Source organism: Pseudacidovorax sp. RU35E, from assembly GCF_900156165.1.
Lineage (GTDB): Bacteria > Pseudomonadota > Gammaproteobacteria > Burkholderiales > Burkholderiaceae_C > Xenophilus.
The window spans coordinates 132,287-151,946 of sequence record NZ_FTMY01000011.1 but is presented as its reverse complement, the minus strand read 5'-3'; the positions used below and the strand labels follow the sequence as shown (position 1 = coordinate 151,946).

At 68.2% G+C, this 19,660-nt stretch carries 15 protein-coding genes; 10 read left to right on the top strand and 5 right to left on the bottom strand.

Going from position 1 to position 19,660, the window contains the following annotated elements; all coding sequences use genetic code 11:
• Positions 1 to 6: 6 nt before the first annotated feature.
• Both mdoH and lepB read left to right on the top strand, forming a co-directional pair.
• The gene (gene mdoH, locus BXA03_RS19745; protein ID WP_083716190.1) at positions 7 to 2,016 is read left to right on the top strand and encodes a glucans biosynthesis glucosyltransferase MdoH; all 2,010 of its coding nucleotides are present in this window, start codon (positions 7 to 9) and stop codon (positions 2,014 to 2,016) included.
• 170 nt (positions 2,017 to 2,186) lie between these two features.
• On the top strand, positions 2,187 to 2,873 hold the full coding sequence (gene lepB / locus BXA03_RS19740) for a signal peptidase I (RefSeq protein ID WP_076510903.1): 687 nt from the start codon (positions 2,187 to 2,189) through the stop codon (positions 2,871 to 2,873).
• 40 nt (positions 2,874 to 2,913) lie between these two features.
• Here the strand turns inward: lepB and ffh are convergent, their stop codons facing one another.
• Positions 2,914 to 4,308 carry a signal recognition particle protein gene (gene ffh / locus BXA03_RS19735; protein ID WP_076510902.1) on the bottom strand — a complete coding sequence of 465 codons (1,395 nt, stop codon included), beginning with the start codon at positions 4,306 to 4,308 and terminating at the stop codon, positions 2,914 to 2,916.
• A 125-nt stretch (positions 4,309 to 4,433) separates the two neighbouring features.
• Here ffh and BXA03_RS19730 point away from each other — a divergent pair, with 125 nt between their 5' ends.
• From BXA03_RS19730 to BXA03_RS19695, 8 genes are all read left to right on the top strand, one after another.
• The gene (locus BXA03_RS19730) at positions 4,434 to 5,243 is read left to right on the top strand and encodes a cytochrome C assembly family protein (RefSeq protein WP_076510901.1); all 810 of its coding nucleotides are present in this window, start codon (positions 4,434 to 4,436) and stop codon (positions 5,241 to 5,243) included.
• The gene (locus BXA03_RS19725; RefSeq protein ID WP_076510900.1) at positions 5,243 to 5,482 is read left to right on the top strand and encodes a PP0621 family protein; all 240 of its coding nucleotides are present in this window, start codon (positions 5,243 to 5,245) and stop codon (positions 5,480 to 5,482) included. The genes BXA03_RS19730 and BXA03_RS19725 overlap by 1 nt, the downstream gene beginning before the upstream one ends.
• Entirely contained in the window at positions 5,479 to 7,179 is a 1,701-nt protein-coding gene (locus tag BXA03_RS19720) for a sensor histidine kinase (protein WP_076510899.1), read from the top strand. The genes BXA03_RS19725 and BXA03_RS19720 overlap by 4 nt, the downstream gene beginning before the upstream one ends.
• 4 nt (positions 7,180 to 7,183) lie before the next feature.
• Positions 7,184 to 8,725 (top strand): sigma-54-dependent transcriptional regulator, encoded by a 1,542-nt coding sequence (locus BXA03_RS19715; protein ID WP_076510898.1) that lies wholly within the window; start codon positions 7,184 to 7,186, stop codon positions 8,723 to 8,725.
• Positions 8,718 to 9,311 carry a 1,6-anhydro-N-acetylmuramyl-L-alanine amidase AmpD gene (gene ampD, locus BXA03_RS19710; RefSeq protein WP_076510897.1) on the top strand — a complete coding sequence of 198 codons (594 nt, stop codon included), beginning with the start codon at positions 8,718 to 8,720 and terminating at the stop codon, positions 9,309 to 9,311. Before BXA03_RS19715 ends, ampD begins: the two co-directional genes overlap by 8 nt.
• Positions 9,312 to 9,660: 349 nt before the next feature.
• Positions 9,661 to 12,600 (top strand): ribonucleoside-diphosphate reductase subunit alpha, encoded by a 2,940-nt coding sequence (locus BXA03_RS19705; protein ID WP_076510896.1) that lies wholly within the window; start codon positions 9,661 to 9,663, stop codon positions 12,598 to 12,600.
• Positions 12,601 to 12,779: 179 nt separating this feature from the next.
• Entirely contained in the window at positions 12,780 to 13,985 is a 1,206-nt protein-coding gene (locus BXA03_RS19700; RefSeq protein ID WP_076510895.1) for a ribonucleotide-diphosphate reductase subunit beta, read from the top strand.
• A 194-nt stretch (positions 13,986 to 14,179) separates the two neighbouring features.
• Positions 14,180 to 14,752, top strand: a complete 573-nt coding sequence (locus BXA03_RS19695; protein WP_076510894.1) for a histone H1-like repetitive region-containing protein — start codon at positions 14,180 to 14,182, stop codon at positions 14,750 to 14,752.
• Between the two features lie 91 nt (positions 14,753 to 14,843).
• Here the strand turns inward: BXA03_RS19695 and BXA03_RS19690 are convergent, their stop codons facing one another.
• The 4 genes from BXA03_RS19690 to accC all read right to left on the bottom strand — a co-directional run bounded on the left by BXA03_RS19690 (position 14,844) and on the right by accC (position 19,656).
• Positions 14,844 to 15,746, bottom strand: a complete 903-nt coding sequence (locus BXA03_RS19690; protein ID WP_076510893.1) for a carbohydrate kinase family protein — start codon at positions 15,744 to 15,746, stop codon at positions 14,844 to 14,846.
• 67 nt (positions 15,747 to 15,813) lie between these two features.
• Positions 15,814 to 17,274, bottom strand: coding sequence for a DUF3426 domain-containing protein (locus BXA03_RS19685; RefSeq protein WP_076510892.1), 1,461 nt, complete (start codon positions 17,272 to 17,274; stop codon positions 15,814 to 15,816).
• Entirely contained in the window at positions 17,271 to 18,164 is an 894-nt protein-coding gene (gene prmA / locus BXA03_RS19680) for a 50S ribosomal protein L11 methyltransferase (protein WP_076510891.1), read from the bottom strand. Before prmA ends, BXA03_RS19685 begins: the two co-directional genes overlap by 4 nt.
• A gap of 142 nt (positions 18,165 to 18,306) precedes the next feature.
• On the bottom strand, positions 18,307 to 19,656 hold the full coding sequence (gene accC / locus BXA03_RS19675) for an acetyl-CoA carboxylase biotin carboxylase subunit (protein ID WP_076510890.1): 1,350 nt from the start codon (positions 19,654 to 19,656) through the stop codon (positions 18,307 to 18,309).
• Between the last annotated feature and the right edge of the window lie 4 nt (positions 19,657 to 19,660).

The window sequence follows — 19,660 nt, the reverse complement described above, 5'->3', positions numbered from 1 at the left end:
CTCGCCATGAAACCGAACGAGTTTTCGCACCTGAAGGTCCTGACGCCCGAGCAGTTCCAGCCGCGCCGCCCTGCGACCCGCGAGGAACGGCACCCCAACGCCGTCACGGCGCCCCCGGTCAATCGTGGCTCCATGACGCCCCGCCCCTGGCGCGGGTTCTGGAACAGTGTGGGCACCGCCCTGCTGCTCAAGATGGGCGCCGGCCACGCCGCTGCAGCCGCCCAGCCGGCAGGCCCCGTCCAACCCTGGGAGCGCGCGGCCAAGCGCCGTCGCATGACCTTCACGATGTTGGCCGTGTTCAGCACCGTGCTGGCCTCCATCCTGTTCGCCCAGGTTCAGCCCGATTACGACAGCGCACTGCTCGAGTACGGCCAGATTGCCCTCTACGGTCTGCTGTCCGGCTGGGTGGTGACTGGTTTCGTGACTGCGCTGATGGGCTTCTATGTGTCCGTGCGTGGCGACAAGTACGCCCTGTCGGCCAAGCAGGTGGTGGATCATCCGATGAACCCGGAGGCCCGCACCGCCATCATCATGCCGATCTGCAACGAGGACGTGGCCACGGTGTTTGCCGGCCTGCGTGCCACCTGCGAATCGGTCGCCAACACCGGCCATGCCAAGCAGTTCGACGTATTCGTGCTGTCCGACAGCTACAACCCCGAGATCGCCAAGGCCGAACGTGCTGCCTGGGAAGAACTGCGCGCCGCCCTGGCCCAGTCCTTCGCCGACAGCCCCAACAAGCCGCAGGTCGAGGTGTATTACCGCCTGCGCACCCGCCGCACGCACCGCAAGGCTGGCAATGTGGCCGACTTCTGCCGCCGCTGGGGCAAGGACTACCGCTACATGGTCGTGCTCGACGCCGACTCCGTGATGAGCGGCGACTGCCTGACCAGCATGGTCAAGCTGATGGAAGCCAATCCCACCGCCGGCATCATCCAGACCGCCACTCAGGCCATCGGCCATGTGACGCTGCATGCCCGCGCCCAACAGTTCGCCAGCCGCGTGACCGGCCGCCTGTTCACCCTGGGCATGCAGTTCTGGCAGCTGGGCGAATCGCACTACTGGGGCCACAACGCCATCATCCGCGTCGCGCCGTTCATGGAGCACTGCGCCCTGGCCCCGATCAAGGGCACGGGCGGCATGTCCGGCGGCATCATGAGCCACGACTTCGTCGAGGCGGCCCTGATGCGCCGCGCTGGCTATCACGTCTGGCTGGTGTCCGACCTGGTCGGCAGCTACGAGCAGCAACCGCCGGACCTGCTGGCCGAACTACAGCGTGACCGCCGCTGGTGCCAGGGCAACCTGCAGAACGCCCGCCTGATGGCCGAGCCCGGCATCCACCCCGTGCACCGCGCCATGTTCGTCACCGGCACCATGGCCTATGTGTCCGCCCCGATGTGGCTGGCCTTCATGACCCTGGGCACCGCCCTGTGGCTGACCGGCTCTCGCCTGGTGCAGGACTGGGCCGTGCTGCCGATGGAACTGGCGGGCCTGTGGATCTGGACGCTGTGCCTGCTGTTCCTGCCCCGCATCCTGGGTGTGGCCGCCGTGTTCATGCGCGGTGAACAGAAGAACTTCGGCGGCGCTGCCAGCCTGTTCAAGAGCGCCGTGCTGGAAAGCATCATGGCCATCGTCCAGGCGCCGGTTCGCATGCTCGCCCACTCGCTGTTCGTCATCGTCGCCCTGACCGGCCTCAAGCTGGAATGGAAGTCGCCCCCGCGGGAAGCAGCGTCTGTGCCGTGGAGCGAGGCCTTCAACCGCCTGGCCCCGATGAGCGGTCTGGTGGCGGTGCTGGCCTGCGGTGTGGCCCTGATCGATGCCAGCGCGCTGGTCTGGCTCATGCCCGTCGGCCTGCCGCTGCTGCTCGCCATCCCGATGGCCGTGCTGACCAGCCGCATCGATGTCGGCGGCGTGATGCGCGAGCGCCACTACCTGCTGATCCCCGAGGAGTCCCGGTCGCCCGCCGTGCTGCGCCGCGCGTGGGCCCATGCGGACCGGCTGGCCCTGAAGGCAGCTTGAGTCCGGCGCCTCGTCAAAGCAAAACGCCCGCGAAATTCGCGGGCGTTTTTTTATGGGCGACTCCCGGCCCTTGCGCCAGCGCCCTGTCGCATCGCGGAGCAGTCGCTGGAACCGGCCCAGGCGCTTTCCTCTCCAAGCCGGCATTTCCTCAGTTCGGGAGTCGAGAAGACATGTGGCGCCAATCCATCCGCACTCTGTGGCACGGCCAGCGGGGTCTGCTTCTTTTTCTGGGCATGATGCTGGTGTTCCGCTCCGCGGTCGCGGACTGGAACTACGTGCCTTCGTCGTCGATGAATCCCACGCTGTGGGCCGGCGATCGGGTCGCCGTGAACAAGCTGGCGTACCGCCTGCGCGTCCCCTTCACCCTTCACGAGGTGGTGCGTTGGGAACATCCCCAGGTGGGCGACGTCATCACCTTCGACTCCCCGGTGGATGGCACCAACCTGATCAAGCGCGTCGTGGCGACAGCGGGCGACACGGTGGCGATGCGGGACAACGTGCTGGTCGTCAACGGCCACACCGTGACCCGGACGATGACGAACCCCGAGGCCTGGATCCCGACCGAGCGCGGACCGATGGCCGAGCAGCTCTGGCGCGAGCACCGACAAGGCCTGGACATTGCCGTCGCCCGATTGCCGGCATTCAACCGTTCGCGCGACTTTGCGCCCGTGGTGGTGCCCGCCGGCCATGTGATGGTGATGGGTGACAACCGCGACAACAGCAACGACTCGCGCTTCATCGGCTTCATCGACGAGCAGCGCATCACCGGTCAGGCGGTGCGGGTGGTGATGTCGCACGATCCGCAGCGGATGTTCGTGCCGCGTGCAGACCGCTGGTGGCTGCCGCTGCACCTCTGAGCGGCGCCTGCCCCGGGGGCCGCACCCAGCCCCGCGCGGATCAGAACGGCAGCTTGGGCCCGCCAGGGCCGCCCATTCCCGGCATCCCGGGCATGCCCTTCATGCCGCCCAAGCGCTTCATCATCTTCATGAGGCCGCCGCCCTTCATCTTCTTCATCATGCCCTGCATCTGCTCGAACTCGTTGAGCAGGCGGTTGACCTCCTGAACCTGCACGCCCGCGCCCGTGGCGATGCGCTTCTTGCGGCTGGCCTTGATGAGCTCGGGCTTGCGGCGCTCGGTGGGCGTCATGCTGTGGATGATCCCTTCCTTGCGGCGGATGTCGCGCTCGGCTCGCGTCAGGTCGGCCTCGCTGGCCTTGGCAGCCAGCTGGGTCGGCAGCTTGTCCATGAAGCTCGACAGGCCACCCATCTGCTTCATCTGCTGCAACTGGGCGAGGAAGTCTTCCAGGTCGAAGTGGCCGCTCTTGACCTTGGTCGCGAGCTTCTTGGCCGCCTCCAGGTCGACGCCGGCCGAGACTTGCTCGACCAGCGCCACGATGTCGCCCATGCCCAGGATCCGGCCGGCATGGCGCTCGGCGTCGAAGACCTCCAGCCCGTCGATCTTTTCGCTGGTACCGGCGAACTTGATGGGCACGCCGGTGATCTGCCGCACCGACAGCGCCGCACCGCCGCGCGAGTCGCCGTCCATCTTGGTCAGGATGATGCCGGTCAGCGGGAGCGCCTCCTTGAAGGCCTTGGCGGTGTTGGCCGCGTCCTGGCCCTGCATGGCGTCGACCACGAACAGCGTCTCGACGGGGTTCAGCGCGCCGTGCAACGTCTTGATCTCCTGCATCAGCACTTCGTCGATGGCCAGGCGACCGGCGGTGTCGACCAGCAGGACGTCGAAATAGTGGCGCTTGGCGTAGTCGAGCGCTGCGCGGGCGATGTCCAGTGGCTTCTGGTCGGGCGTACTGGGGAACCACTCAGCGCCCGCCTGTTTGGTCACCGTCTTGAGCTGCTCGATGGCCGCGGGGCGGTAGACGTCTCCCGAGACGGTCAGCACCTTCTTCTTGCGCTTCTCGATCAGGTGCTTGGCCAGCTTGGCGGTGGTGGTCGTCTTGCCGGCGCCCTGAAGGCCGGCCATGAGCACCACGGCCGGCGGCTGGGCGTTGAGGTTGATGTCCGAGACGCCTTCGCCCATGGTCGCCGCCAGTTCGCGGTTGACGATGCCCACCAGCGCCTGGCCGGGCTTGAGGGAGCCCATCACCTCCTCGCCCATCGCCTTGTCCTTGACCCGGTTGACGAAGTCGCGCACCACCGGCAGCGCCACGTCGGCCTCGAGCAGCGCCATGCGCACCTCGCGCATCATGTCCTGCACGTTGGTTTCGGTGATGCGCGCCTGCCCGCTCATCTGCTTGACGAGGCGGGAGAACTTGTCGGTGAGGGCGGTGGCCATGGATGGGAGGGGAAGAAGGCTGGGGAAGGAAGCGACGGCGCCGCGGCGGCGACCGAGTCCGGGACGGGCACGGCGGGGTGTCCGGCGGGCCCCGTCCGCTGGGGCCCAAAGGCTAAACTCAGCGGATGATTCTAGCGAGCCCCTCCCCACTCAGCGTGGCCCTGGGCATCGCCACGGCTGCGGCGTACGCCCTGGCCGCCCTGTTCTCCAACAAGCTCAACCGTGGCGGCACGCAGGCGCTCGTCGCCCTCGCGTGGTTGATGCATGCCGCGGCGCTGGCGGCCGGCCTGCTGCACGGTACGCCGCGCTTCGGCTTCGCACCGGCGCTGTCGATCACGGCCTGGCTGGTGATGACGGTCTATGCGGTGGAGAGCCGGCTCTTTCCGGGCCTCACGGTGCGGCGCGTGCTCGCCGGACTGGGCGCGCTGGCCGCCTTGCTGGCCGCGGCCTTTCCGGGCTCGCCGTTGCACATGAACGCCTCGCCGTGGCTGCCGCTGCATCTGGCACTGGGCATCGCCAGCTACGGGCTTTTTGGCGCGGCCGTGGTGCATGCCTGGCTCATGACCCGGGCCGAGCGGCGGATCCGGCAGGCGGCCGATCCGCATGCGGGCCTGCCGCTGCTGACCCTGGAGCGCCTCACCTTCCGCTTCGTCACCGCCGGCTTCGTGCTGCTGTCGGCCACGCTGCTGGCGGGCATGCTGTTCAGCGAGACGCTCTACGGGCCCCAGGTGCGCGCCTGGAAGTGGGACCACAAGACGGTGTTCTCGCTGCTGGCCTGGCTGAGCTTCGCCATCCTGCTCGCCGGCCGCAGCCGTTTCGGCTGGCGTGGCCGCACCGCCAAGCGCGTGCTCTACGCGGGGGCCGTGCTGCTGCTGCTGGCCTACGTGGGCTCGCGCTTCGTGCTCGAAGTGGTGCTGCACCGGCCCGTCGCCTGATGAAATTCCTGCTCGTGACCCTTGTGGTGGCCGTGGCCATCTGGATCTGGCGGCGCAATCGCCAGGAAGAACTGGACGCCGCGCCGCCGCCCCGCCCCGCGGCTCGGCCGGCGGTCAAGGGGCCGCAGGAGATGGTGCGCTGCGTCCATTGCGGCCTGCACCTGCCGGCCTCCGACGCCGTGTCTGGCCGTCACGGCAGCTACTGCAGCGACCTGCACCGCAGCGCCGCGGAGGCATGACCCCGGACACGGGCTTTCCGTCGAACACGGACTGGTCCGCGCTGGAAACCCGCACCGACCGCAGTCAGGCGCTGCAGCGGGTGTGGCGCGGCTTCATGACGGCTCGCCCTGCCGTGGGGCTGCTGCTGCTGGCCCTGCAAGGCATCGCCTTCGTGGTGGGCCAGCCCATCCATACGCCGACGCTGGCGATCACGGCGTTCTATGCGGCCTTCACCTTTGCCGACCGGCTGCGCACGCCGGCGCGCCTGCCGCTGAGGCGGGCGGGCATGACCTGGCTGCTGTGCATCGGCCTGGACGTCGGCGTGTTCGCGCTGCTCCAGGCGCTGCAGACCGGCACCACGGTCAACTACACACCCTTGCTGGCGCTGCCGGTGCTCATGGCGGCGGTGGCCGGTGGACTGGTGGTGGGTCTGGCCACCACCTCGGCCGCCACATTGCTGATGCTGGCCGAGGCGCTGCGCTTCCAGCTCGGGGCGGGCCCGGACGGGCCGGGCCGGCTGCTGCAGGCCGCACTGACCGGCACCGGCCTCTTCGTGCTGTCGCTCCTGGCCCATCAACTGGCGCTGCGGCTGGCGCGGGAGGAGGCGCGCGCCAGCCGCAGCCAGGACTCGGCGCAGTTGCAGGCGCAGATCAACGCCCTGGTGATCGAGGCCCTGGCCGAGGGTGTGCTCGTGGTGGACGAAGCCGGTCGTGTGCACACCGCCAATCCGGCGGCCGACGCGCTTCTGGGAGGCGGGCTGGACCAGAACGCCTTGCCGCGCTCGCTGGCGGGCCATCCGGCATGGCAGCCGCTGGCCGACCTGGCGCAGCGCACCTTCGAGGAACGCATCGATGGCAGCGCCGACCTGCCCGTCGCCCAGGCCCATGCCGCCCCGCGCGAACTGCGCGTACGCACCCGGATCACGGCCGTGGACGGCGCGGTCGACCGCGGCTTCTGCGTGATGTTCCTGCAGGACCTGCGCCAGCTGGAGGCGCGCATCCGCACCGAGAAGATGGCCGCCATGGGCCGCATGTCCGCCGCCGTGGCGCACGAGATCCGCAATCCGCTGGCTGCCATCACCCAGGCCAGCGCCCTGCTGGAGGAAGACCTGGCCGAGCCGGCGCAGCAGCGGCTCAACGCCATGGTGCAGCAGAACGCGCGCAGGCTCGGACGCATCGTCGACGAGGTGCTGGATGTGGCCCGCGTGCGCCAGCAGGGCGGCGACATCGGCCAGAGCGCGGCGCTGCCGCTGGCCGCCAATGTCTATGCCATGGTCGACGAATGGAGCCGCCAGAGCGGCCGGGTGCTGCCGGCCCTGCGCCTGGTGGAAAGCCTGGCGCCGGTGCGCTTCAACGAGGAACACCTGCGGCGCATCCTGGTCAACCTGCTCGACAACGCGGCCCGCTATGCCGGACCGGGCGCGGACGCCATCCGTGTCCTCACCTTCGCGGCGGGCGACGGCCGGCCCACGCTGGTCGTCTGGAGCAATGGCGCGCCCCTGGATCAGGGCGTCGAGCGGCATTTGTTCGAGCCCTTCTTCTCGTCCGAGAGTCGCTCCAGCGGCCTGGGACTGTTCATCTGCCGCGAACTGTGCGAGCGTCATGGCGCCACCATCCGCTACGAACGCCTGCGTCCGGTGCCGGACGCGCCAGCGGGCAATGCCTTCCTGCTCAGCTTCGCGCCGGCGCCAGCGCAGCCGGGCCCTTTGCCACAATAGCTCGGTGAGCAGTTCTCCCGCATCGCCGCCGGCGCAGATCCTGGTCGTGGACGACGAACCCGACCTGCGCACCCTCTACGAGCTGACATTGCTGCGTGAGGGCTATCAGGTCGAGGCCGCCAGCAGCGTCGAGGAGGCCTGGCAGCACCTGCAGACCAGCCGCTTCGACGCGGTCATCACCGACATGCGCCTGCCCGATGGCCTGGGCCTGGAACTGCTGCAGCGCATCGCCCGCCACCAGCGCAGCGAACGCTGCGTGGTGATGACGGCCTACGGCTCGGCCGAAAACGCCGTCGAGGCCCTCAAGGCCGGCGCCTTCGACTACCTGACCAAGCCGGTGGACCTCAAGCAGTTCCGCAGCGTCGTGGCCTCGGCCGTGCAGGAGCGCCCGGGCGCGGCGCCAGCCCGTCCAATGGCAGCGACGCGCGAGTCGGAACCTGCGACGCGGGCCGAGGAGGCGCCGGCCGACGCGGGCTTCGCACCAGCGGCCCGCGCCGCCCTGGCGCGCCTGGTCGGCGAATCGGACACGATGCGGGCAGTCAAGGCCCGCATCGTGCGCGTGGCGCGCGGCATGGCCCCGGTGCTGGTCCATGGTGAATCGGGCACCGGCAAGGAACTGGTGGCGCGCGCCCTGCACGCCTGCAGCCAGCGCGCCGGGGGTCCCTTCGTGGCCGTCAACTGCAGCGCCATTCCGGAAGCATTGCTGGAGGCCGAGTTCTTCGGCGCGCGCAAGGGCTCCTACACCGGTGCCATACAGGACCGGGACGGCTACTTCCAGGCCGCCCGGGGCGGCACGCTGTTCCTCGACGAAATCGGGGATCTGCCGCTGGCCATGCAGTCCAAGCTGCTGCGCGCCATCCAGGAACGCTGCGTGCGTCCGCTGGGCAGCACGCAGGAGGAGCCGGTGGACGTGCGCATCGTCAGCGCCACGCACAAGGATCTGCAAGCCGAGGTGCAGGCCGGCCGTTTCCGGCAGGATCTGTTCTACCGCCTCAATGTCATCGAGGTGCGGCTGCCGCCGTTGCGCGAGCGTCGGGAAGACCTGGCGGCCCTGTGCACCGCGCTGCTGGCGCGCATCGCCGAGGAAAGCGGCCAGCCGGTGCCCAGGATGACGATGCAGGTGCTGCTCAAGCTCGAATCGCATCCGCTGCGCGGCAATGTGCGTGAACTGGAGAACCTGCTGCACCGCGCCGTCGCCCTGAGCGAAGGCGACACCTTGCAGCTCGATGTCGAAGCCGCGGACGCCGACGGCCTGCAGGACCTCGCCATGCCGCTCTTTGCCATGCCGGCGCCGGGCGACGTGACGGTCGTGCCCGTGCCGACGACGATATCCGCCGGTTCGTCGGCAAGTGCGGGCGAGCCACCCGTGCCAGCCGATCTGCAGCAGTACCTGGACGACCAGGAGCGCGGCATCGTCGAACGGGCGCTGCGCGAGGCCAACTACAACCGCACCGCCGCCGCTGCGCGCCTGGGCCTGAGTCTGCGCCAGATCCGCTACCGCATCGCCCGCCTGGGCATCGCAGTCCCGAACGGCGACGATGACTGAGCCCACCGACAGCGCCGGCGCCAGCGACTGGGACAGCGGCTGGCTGCGGGCGGCGCGGCGGCTGGATTCGCCCAACTTCGGCCCTCGGCCCACGGGCGCCTGCATCGACCTGCTGGTGGTGCACTCCATCAGCCTGCCGCCGGGGCGCTACGGCGGCGACGAGGTGCAGCGGCTCTTCACCAACCGGCTCGACTGGAACGCGCACCCCTACTTCGCGCAGATCCGGGGCCTGGAGGTCTCGGCGCATTTCTACATCCGCCGCGACGGCGAACTCTGGCAGTTCGTCAGCGCGGACGACCGGGCCTGGCATGCGGGCGTCTCGTACTGGCGCGGGCGGGACAACTGCAACGACGACTCGGTCGGCGTCGAGCTGGAGGGCCTGGAGGGCGACCGCTTCGAGGAGGCCCAGTACCGCACCCTGGCGATGCTCGCGCGGGCCCTGTCGACCCGCTATCCGCTTGCCCATGTTGCGGGCCATGAGGACATTGCACCCGGCCGCAAGCGCGACCCAGGTCCGGGCTTCGACTGGCAACGGTTGGCCGCATGCCTGGCGGGTGTGGACATCGCGTTACCGCCGCGGCACTAAATTTTTCAATCGCCGGCTCGGAGGCGATGGCGTGATCCCTGGACGGCGCCTTGCGTCGTGTGCCCCTGCCGAGCCAATAACCATGCGGGTTTGCGCGCCAAATGGCCTGCCAAGGCCCATCGTTGCGGCCTCGGCCGCGCGCCCGCCCACTCCCGCTTGGCTCCGGCGCCAGAGCATCGGGTTTCACCGGAAGTCAAGCGAGACCTGGCACACCGACCAAACACTACAGGTAGTGCGTTGGCGCCCCCTCGGACACCAGATATAGTGCCCCTCCATCGGCGCGCGGCCTGGGCCCATGCCCCCTCGCGCGCCCTGATCGACGAACACCAATCCCCTCAAGAGGAACCGCATGCAGACTGCCCTGAACTCCCCTGCCACCTCCGCCCAGTCCCTGCCGATGATGCCCGCCGGCCGGGACGTGGCGGGCACGACGGCCCCCGCACTCGCCCACTACCAGATCATCCGCCGCAACGGCGCCGTGGTGCCCTTCGCACCCGAGAAGATCACCGTGGCGATGATGAAGGCCTTCCTGGCGGTGCACGGGACCCAGGGCGCGGCCTCGGCCAGCGTGCGCGAGACCGTCGAAGGCCTGACGCAGGCCGTGGTGCGTGCGCTGGTGCGCTCGCGCCCGGGTGGCGGCACCTTCCACATCGAGGACGTGCAGGACCAGGTCGAGCTGGGCCTGATGCGCGGCGGCTACCAGGAGGTTGCCCGCGCCTACGTGCTCTACCGCGAGCGCCGGGCGCAGGAGCGCTCCAAGCAGGTCGAGCAGACGGCTGCGGCTGCCGCGCCGCAGCTGCATGTGCTGGACCGCGGCGAGCGCGTTCCGCTGGACATGGCCGGCCTGCAGTCGTTGCTGCAGTCGGCCTGCGTGGGCCTGGGCGATGGCGTGAAGGCCGAGCCCATCGTGGCCGAGACCATGCGCAACCTGTACGACGGCGTGCCGCTCGACGAGGTCTACAAGGCCTCGATCCTGGCGGCCCGCACGCTGATCGAGAAGGACCCCGACTACACCTACGCCACCGCGCGCCTGCTGCTGCACACCATCGTCAAGGAGGTGCTGGGTCGCGAGATCACCCAGGCCGAGATGGGCGCCGCCTACGCCGACTACTTCCCGCAGTTCATCAAGAAGGGCGTCGAGAACGAACTGCTCGACGAAAAGCTGCTGCAGTACGACCTGGCCCGGCTGGGCGCCGCCCTCAAGGCCGACCGCGACCTGAAGTTCGATTACCTGGGCCTGCAGACCCTGTACGACCGCTACTTCCTGCACGTGCGCAAGACGCGCATCGAGCTGCCGCAGGCCTTCTTCATGCGCGTGGCCATGGGCCTGGCGCTGGGCGAGATCGATCGCGAAGCCCGCGCCATCGAGTTCTACGAGGTGCTGTCCTCGTTCGACTTCATGTCATCCACGCCCACGCTGTTCAACAGCGGCACGCTGCGCTCGCAGCTGTCCTCCTGCTACCTGACCACCGTGCCCGACGACCTGGACGGCATCTACGAGTCGATCAAGGAGAACGCGCTGCTGTCCAAGTTCGCGGGCGGCCTGGGCAACGACTGGACCCGCGTGCGCGCCCTGGGCTCGCACATCAAGGGCACCAACGGCGAATCGCAGGGCGTCGTGCCCTTCCTCAAGGTGGTCAACGACACGGCCGTGGCCGTCAACCAGGGCGGCAAGCGCAAGGGCGCCGTCTGCACCTACCTGGAAACCTGGCACCTGGACATCGAAGAATTCCTGGAGCTGCGCAAGAACACGGGTGACGACCGCCGCCGCACCCACGACATGAACACGGCCAACTGGATCCCCGACCTGTTCATGCGCCGCGTGATGGAGAAGGGCAACTGGACGCTGTTCTCGCCTTCTTCCGTGCCCGACCTGCACGACCTGTTCGGCGCCGACTTCGAGCGCGCCTACGTCGCCTACGAAGAGAAGGCCGGCCGCGGCGAGATCAAGCCCGCCAAGACGGTGCCCGCCACCGACCTGTGGCGCAAGATGCTCTCGATGCTGTTCGAGACCGGCCATCCCTGGATCACCTTCAAGGACGCCTGCAACGTGCGCTCGCCGCAGCAGCATGCCGGCGTGGTGCACTCGTCCAACCTCTGCACCGAGATCACGCTCAACACCAGCGACACCGAGACGGCCGTCTGCAACCTGGGCTCGGTCAACCTGCTGCAGCACTTGAAGGACGGTGGCGTCGACCACGAGAAGCTCAAGAAGACCATCTCGGTCGCCATGCGCATGCTCGACAACGTCATCGACATCAACTACTACGCCGTCAAGAAGGCCCGCGACTCGAACATGCGCCACCGCCCGGTGGGCCTGGGCCTGATGGGCTTCCAGGACGCGCTGTACGAGCTGCGCATTCCCTATGCCAGCGAGCAGGCCGTCGACTTCGCCGACAAGTCGATGGAAGCCATCTGCTACTACGCCTACTGGGCTTCCACCGAACTGGCCGCCGAGCGTGGCCGCTACAACAGCTTCAAGGGCTCGCTGTGGGACAAGGGCATCCTGCCGATCGACTCGCTCGACCTGCTGGAGAAGGCCCGCGGCGGCTATGTCGAGGTGGACCGCTCGCGCACCCTGGACTGGGACGCGCTGCGCGCCAAGATCGCCAAGGACGGCATGCGCAACTCCAACTGCGTGGCCATCGCACCGACGGCGACCATCTCCAACATCATCGGCGTGGACGCCTCGATCGAGCCTTGCTTCGGCAACCTGTCGGTCAAGTCCAACCTGTCGGGCGAGTTCACCGTCATCAACCACTACCTGGTGCGTGACCTCAAGCGCCTGGGCCTGTGGGACGACGTGATGGTCATGGATCTCAAGCACTTCGACGGCTCGCTGCGCCCCATCGACCGCGTGCCGCAGGACGTAAAGGCGCTGTACGCCACGGCCTTCGAGGTCGAGCCGCAGTGGCTGGTCGAAGCCGCCGCGCGTCGCCAGAAGTGGATCGACCAGGCGCAGAGCCTGAACATCTACATGGCCGGCGCCTCGGGCAAGAAGCTGCACGACACCTACACGCTGGCCTGGACGCGCGGCCTCAAGACCACCTACTACCTGCGCACCATCAGCGCCACGCACGCCGAGAAGTCGACCGTGCAATCGAGCCGCCTCAATGCCGTGTCTTCCGGTGGCAGCTCCTCCATGGCCATGCAGCCCGCCGCTGCTGCGAGCGCACCCAGCGCGCTCGAAGCCGCAGCTGCCGCGGCACAGGCGCAGATGAATGCGGTGCCCGCCACCGACATCAAGTTCTGCGCCATCGACGATCCGGGCTGCGAAGCCTGCCAGTGATCGCCACGCGCATCGCGCGTTGAGGATGTATTCCTGTGCAAAGCAGTAATGCATGCCTTCATCTCGGGACATCGGACGACAGACCCGATGCCCGAGCACAACAAAATTGAGCGACGACACAGCCGAAGAACTTTTCAAGCGCGTGTCGTTGCTCTGATAATTGAGCATTGGATTTTTCTATGTTGACCTGGGACGACGAAGTCAAGCCCTCCAATTCGGGCGCACTGTCGAATGCATCGGACATGGCCGCAGGCCGGTCGATGGCATCCCCATCTTCTCCCGCTTCCTTTGCACAGCCCGCGCTGGCCACGCACAGCTTCAGCGCGCCCGCGGCGGCGCAACCAGCTGCTACGGCAACCGCTGCGGCTCGCCGCGTGAATGCCGCCGACAAGCGCATCATCAACGGCCAGACCGACGTCAACCAGCTGGTGCCCTTCAAGTACAAGTGGGCCTGGGAAAAGTACCTCGCCACCTGCGCCAATCACTGGATGCCGCAGGAGGTCAACATGAACCGCGACATCGCCCTCTGGAAGGACCCGAACGGTCTGACCGAGGACGAGCGTCGCATCGTCAAGCGCAACCTCGGCTTCTTCGTGACGGCCGATTCGCTCGCCGCCAACAACATCGTGCTGGGCACCTACCGGCACATCACCGCGCCCGAATGCCGCCAGTTCCTGCTGCGCCAGGCCTTCGAGGAAGCGATTCATACCCACGCCTATCAGTACATCGTCGAATCGCTGGGCCTGGATGAGTCCGAGATCTTCAACGCCTACAACGAAGTCCAGTCGATCCGCGACAAGGACGAGTTCCTGATCCCGTTCATCGGCGCGATCATGGACCCGGACTTCAAGACCGGCACGCCTGAGAACGACCAGACGCTGCTCAAGTCGCTGATCGTTTTCGCGTGCCTGATGGAAGGCCTGTTCTTCTACGTCGGCTTCACGCAGATCCTCGCGCTCGGCCGCCAGAACAAGATGACGGGTGCCGCCGAGCAGTACCAGTACATCCTGCGCGACGAGTCGATGCACTGCAACTTCGGCATCGATCTGATCAACCAGCTCAAGCTCGAGAACCCGCATCTGTGGACGCCCGAGTTCAAGGCCGAGATCAAGGCCCTGTTCCAGAAGGCTGTCGAGCTCGAATACCGCTATGCCGAAGACACCATGCCGCGCGGCGTGCTCGGCATGAATGCCTCCATGTTCAAGGGCTACCTGCGCTACATCGCCAATCGGCGTGCGACGCAGATCGGCCTGGAAGCGCTCTTCCCGAACGAAGAAAACCCGTTCCCCTGGATGAGCGAAATGATCGACCTGAAGAAAGAGCGCAATTTCTTCGAGACCCGCGTGATCGAATACCAGTCGGGTGGCGCGCTCTCATGGGATTGAGCAGTTCTCTTCCCTGAAGGACGAATGGATCTGAGACCCGCCTCGAACGCCAAACGCACCCCAGAGTGCGGCGTTCGGGGCTTTCCCATTCGTGGTGGCGGGGTGTGCCCCGACGTCACGGATCGCTGGCCGCAGGCACACAGGCGGCCGGTGCAATTCGAAGGTTGATTTCCAACTTGATCAAGGAGAAAGAAATGGCAACTGCAAAGAAGGCTCCGGCCAAGAAGGTCGCTGCAAAGAAGGCCGCCCCGGCCAAGAAGGTCGCGGCGAAGAAGGCGGCTCCGGCCAAGAAGGCCGCCGCACCGGCGAAGAAGGTTGCCGCCAAGAAGGCAGCACCCGCCAAGAAGGTCGCTGCGAAGAAGGCAGCACCCGCCAAGAAGGCGGCGCCGGCGAAGAAGGTTGCGGCCAAGAAGGCAGCACCGGCCAAGAAGGTCGCCGCGAAGAAGGCTGCGCCCGCCAAGAAGGCCGCCGCACCGGCGAAGAAGGTTGCGGCCAAGAAGGCAGCGCCCGCGAAGAAGGTCGCCGCCAAGAAGGCCGCGCCGGCCAAGAAGGCCGCCGCCAAGAAGACGACGGCTGCCAAGACGGCTTCGGCCCCCAAGGCCCCCGCCAAGAAGGCCGCTGCCAAGAAAGCGGCCGCCAAGAAGCCTGCCCCTGCGAAAGCGCCTGCCCCTGCGGCTGCGCCCGCGCCTGCCGCTGCAGCCCCCGCAGCACAGACGACGCTGAGCCCGCAGGCCGCCTGGCCCTTCCCCACGGCCAGCAAGCCCTGAGGCTGAACGAAGCGCCGCGTGAGCGGCCTTCGAAGCCAGAACCCGGCGACCGCAAGGCGCCGGGTTTTTTATTGCCGCGTCGCGGGCGCGCTCAGAGGCCCAGCGCGGCGCGGTCGACCTGGTAGTTCTGCGGGCCGCGCTGTGCGATCTTGAGCGCGCCCAGGCGGTTGCCCAGCTCGGCGCAGCGCCCCAGGTCCCAGCCCTGTTCCAGGCCATAGAGCAGTCCGCCGCGCCAGGCATCGCCGCAGCCGGTGGGATCGACCACGGCCTCGGGCGTCACGGGCGCCACGCGCGTCGCCCCGCCACCGATCCACACGTCGCAGCCCTCGGCCCCCAAGGTGACCACCACGCCGCGCACGCGGCGCGAGATCTCGGCCGTGCTCAAGCCCGTGCGCTCGCTGAGCATGCGACCCTCGTAGTCATTGACCACCACCCAGTCGGCCTGATCGATGAAGTGCGCCAGGTCCTTGCCATCGAACATGGGCAGACCCTGGCCCGGGTCGAAGACGAAGGGAATGCCCGCAGCCTTGAATTGCGCTGCGTGCTGCAGCATCGCCTCGCGGCCGTCGGGCGCGATGATGCCCAGGCGGATGTCCTCGCGTGCCTCGATGCGGTTGAGGTGCGCCTGCTGCATCGCGCCCGGGTGGAAGGCCGTGATCTGGTTGTTGTCGCGGTCGGTCATGATCATGGCCTGCGCGGTGTAGCTGTCGTCCAGCTGCAGGATGAATTCGGTGCCCACGCCCAGTTCCTTCAGGCGCTGCACGTAGTCGGCCCCGTCGCTGCCCACGGCCGCCATGGGCAGGGCGCGACCGCCCAGCGCGTTGAGGCTGTAGGCGATGTTGCCGGCGCAGCCGCCGAAGTCCCGGCGCAGGCCGGGCACGAGGAAGGACACATTGAGGATATGCAGCTGGTCGGGCAGGATCTGCTCGGCAAAGCGGCCCTCGAAGGTCATGATGGTGTCGAATGCGAGCGAGCCGCAGATCACGGAAGCCATGGCGGGATCAATCCTGCAGAAGCGGTGGGAGACAAGGCGAAGCCGTCGACACGGTTGACCGGCGGCCTCAGGGATAGAAGGCGAGCACGCTGTGGCCCGCCACCGAGGGCAGTGGCCGGCCAGCGGCCGCATGCAATTCGAGCGCGAGGATCACTTCCTCTTCGGTACGGCCGGGCAACGTGTCGGCACGCGCCATCTCGGCAGGCTGAACGACGCGACGCAGTACCGGACGTTCGGAACCATCGAGCAGCGACAGCTCGATCGCCGGCATGGCCACGGCCACGGGCGCCGCATTGCGCAGCGTGAAGACCAGCCGGTAGCGGCCTTCGGCGCCGTCGCGCATCAGCGTGGAGCCGTCCACGCGGATGTCGTCGATGCGGCGCGGCGGCGCGATGGTGCAGTCCGTGGCACGGCACACGGCGGTCAGCAGAGGCAACAGCGCAGGCCGGGAGAGCGCCCACTGGTCGCGCTCGTGCCGCAGCACCTGCCCGCCCAGCGCAAGCACCAGCAGCCCCCCGGCCAGCGACCACAACCAGAAGCGACGGCGACTCGGAGCGCCCTGCTCAGGCGCATCGGGCGTGTCCATGAAGCTGGGTCGCAGGGGCACCAGCGGCGGCTTCGCCGCTTCGCTCTCTTGCGCAGATGCATCGGGGTCGGACGGTTCGATGGCGGCCACGGCCGGTCCCGCCCGTGGCGCGTCGGACTCCGCTGCGGGATGCGAGGGGGACGTGACGGAGCCGGCCTCGGTGTCCTCCGCGGGCTCGCCCGGGGAAGGCGCCGAAGCGGCGAGATCGCCCTTGGCCACCCGAGCCGGACCCGCGGACGCCAGCGGGTCCGTCGCGTCCAGCGAGGGTTCGAGCGCGCCAGGGCGTGCAGCTGCCGCGCTGCGACCTGGCCGCAGAAAAGCAGCCAATGCCGTGGGCTCGGCATTCGTCCAGGCACGTCCTCGGCGAAGCACCCGGCCGACCTGCGCCGGATCGGCCGCAGGCCGGGCCGGTGCCGGCGTTTCCGCGGAGCGACTCAGTGGCGCGGCCGCTTCGGGGTCGGTCCTCGGTGCGTCAGCCTCGGGATGCCCGACATCGAGCCAGTCCGGTGGCGGCATCGCGGGCTCGACGCGCTCGCCGACCGGCGCCGGCGCCGGCGCCGCTGCGCTCCCAGGCGGCAGTTCCAGCCAGTCGACCGAGGGCCAGGCCGGTGCCGTGGGCGATGCGCCCTGCGCGGCAGGCGACGACACCCCACCCATCGGGTCCTCGTGCGCGGGCGGGCTCGCCCCCTCATGATCCGAGGATGCTGGCGCGCTTTCGCCGGCCGCGTCCATGTCCGGGCCTGTGCCGGGAAGCGCCTTTGGCGACGACGGACCTGCCAGGACCACCCACCCGCCGTCGGGCAATTGCTCGCGAAGATCGGACTGCGCGTCGAACACCTCGCCGCACCGGCCGCAGCGCACCCATCCGTCGGACAGGCGCAGCTGGTCACGCACCACCTTGAAAGCCGTGGCGCAGGACGGGCAGCGGGTGACGAGACTCATGCAGCGCGGCGGCCGGTCATGAGGATCCAGCCGTCTTCGGTGTCGGCGACCTCGAGCGCGATCCAGGGCGCATAGGCCTCCTTCAGTTCGTCGGCCTGTCGCGCCAGGATGCCGGCCAGCACCAGATGGCCGCCCGATCGCACATGGGCGCAGAGCAGCGGCGCGAGCACCTTCAGAGGCGTGGCCAGGATGTTGGCGAGCACGGTGTCGTAGGCGCCCTGGGCCCGCTCGGGCAGCCCCGGCGAGAGCCGCACGGCATTGGCCTCGGCATTGAGGCGCGTCGATTCGACGGCGGCTTCGTCGATGTCGACGGCATCGATGTCCGCGGCCCCGAACTTCGCGGCGCCGATGGCCAGGATGCCCGAACCACAACCGTAGTCGAGAACGCGCTGGCCCAGCACATTGGCAGGCTGGGTGGCGATCCAGCGCAAGCACATGCGGGTGGTGGGGTGCGTGCCGGTGCCGAAGGCCAGGCCAGGATCGAGACGGATCACCTGCTCGGCCTGCGCGGGCGGCTCATGCCAGGTCGGGACGATCCAGAAGCTCTCGGTGATCTCCACCGGCGCGAACTGCGACTGGGTCAGCCGCACCCAGTCCTGCTCGGGCACGTCGGCAATACCCGCCAGGCTGCAGCCTTCGAAGAAGTCCTGCGCCTGCAGCAGCGCTGCCGCCTCGTCGGCCTTGGCGCGGGTGTCGAAGAGAGCCACCACGCGCGAGTGCTGCCAGCCTTCACGCGGTGGCGGCATGCCCGGCTCGCCGAACAGGGCCTGCTCGGCCTCGGTGTGGGCATCGGCGTCCTCCACCGAGACGGAGAGCGCATCGAGCGCATCCAGCGCATCGCCCACCACCTCGACCCGGTCTTCGGGCGCCAAGAGCCGCAGTTCGAACATGAATCGCCTTTCCTCAACGGGCCGCGCGCCCATGCCGCGCAGCCCCATAACGAACGCGCCGCGGACCGGAAGGCCGGGCCGCGGCGCAAGTCTTCACAACGTATCGCCGGCGCGGGTCGCCCCGCCCAGGGTCGCGCGCCGACTAGCGCTTGTGGGCGGCCATCCACTCTTCCAGATAGTGGATGTTGGTGCCGCCGGCCATGAACTTGGCGTCCACCATCAGCTCGCGGTGCAGCGGGATGTTGGTCAGGATGCCCTCGACCACCGTCTCGTTCAGCGCCGTGCGCATGCGGGCCATGGCCTGCTCGCGCGTGTCGCCGTAGACAATCAGCTTGCCGATCATCGAGTCGTAATTGGGCGGCACGAAGTAGTTGGTGTACACGTGCGAATCGACGCGCACACCCGGGCCACCCGGCGGATGCCACATGGTGATGCGGCCCGGCGAAGGCGTGAACTTGTACGGGTCTTCGGCGTTGATCCGGCACTCGATGGCATGGCCTTTGAGCTGGATCTGGCGCTGGGTGAAGGGCAGCTTCTCGCCAGCGGCGACCATGATCTGCGTCTTCACGATGTCGATGCCGGTCACCAGCTCGGTCACCGGATGCTCCACCTGCACGCGGGTGTTCATCTCGATGAAGTAGAACTCGCCGTTCTCGTACAGGAACTCGAAGGTGCCGGCGCCGCGGTAGCCGATCTTCTTGCAGGCGGCGGCGCAGCGCTCGCCGATCTTCTCGATCAGCTTGCGCGGGATGCCGGGCGCGGGCGACTCCTCGATCACCTTCTGGTGGCGGCGCTGCATGGAGCAGTCGCGCTCGCCCAGGTAGACGGCGTTCTTGTGCTTGTCCGCGAGGATCTGGATCTCGATGTGGCGGGGGTTCTGGAGGAACTTCTCCATGTACACCGCCGGATTGTTGAAGGCCGCGGCCGCCTCGGCCTTGGTCATCTGGATCGCGTTGACCAGTGCCGCCTCGGTATGGACCACGCGCATCCCGCGGCCACCGCCGCCGCCCGCGGCCTTGATGATCACCGGGTAGCCGATGGCACGGGCGATGCGCTTGTTGGCCGTCGGATCGTCCGACAGTTCGCCATCCGACCCAGGCACACAGGGCACGCCCGCCTTGATCATGGCCTGCTTGGCCGACACCTTGTCGCCCATGATGCGGATCGATTCGGGCGTGGGACCGATGAACTGGAAACCGCTCTGCTCGACCCGTTCGGCAAAGTTGGCGTTCTCCGACAGGAAGCCGTAGCCGGGGTGGATGGCCTCGGCGTCCGTCACCTCGGCCGCCGAGATGATGGCCGGCATGTTGAGGTAGCTCTGCGACGACGGAGCTGGGCCGATGCACACAGCCTCTTCGGCCAGCTTGACGTACTTGGCCTCGCGGTCGGCCTCGGAATACACCATGACCGCCTTGATGCCCAGTTCGCTGCAGGCGCGCTGGATCCGCAAAGCGATCTCGCCCCGATTGGCAACGAGGATCTTCTTGAACATTCAG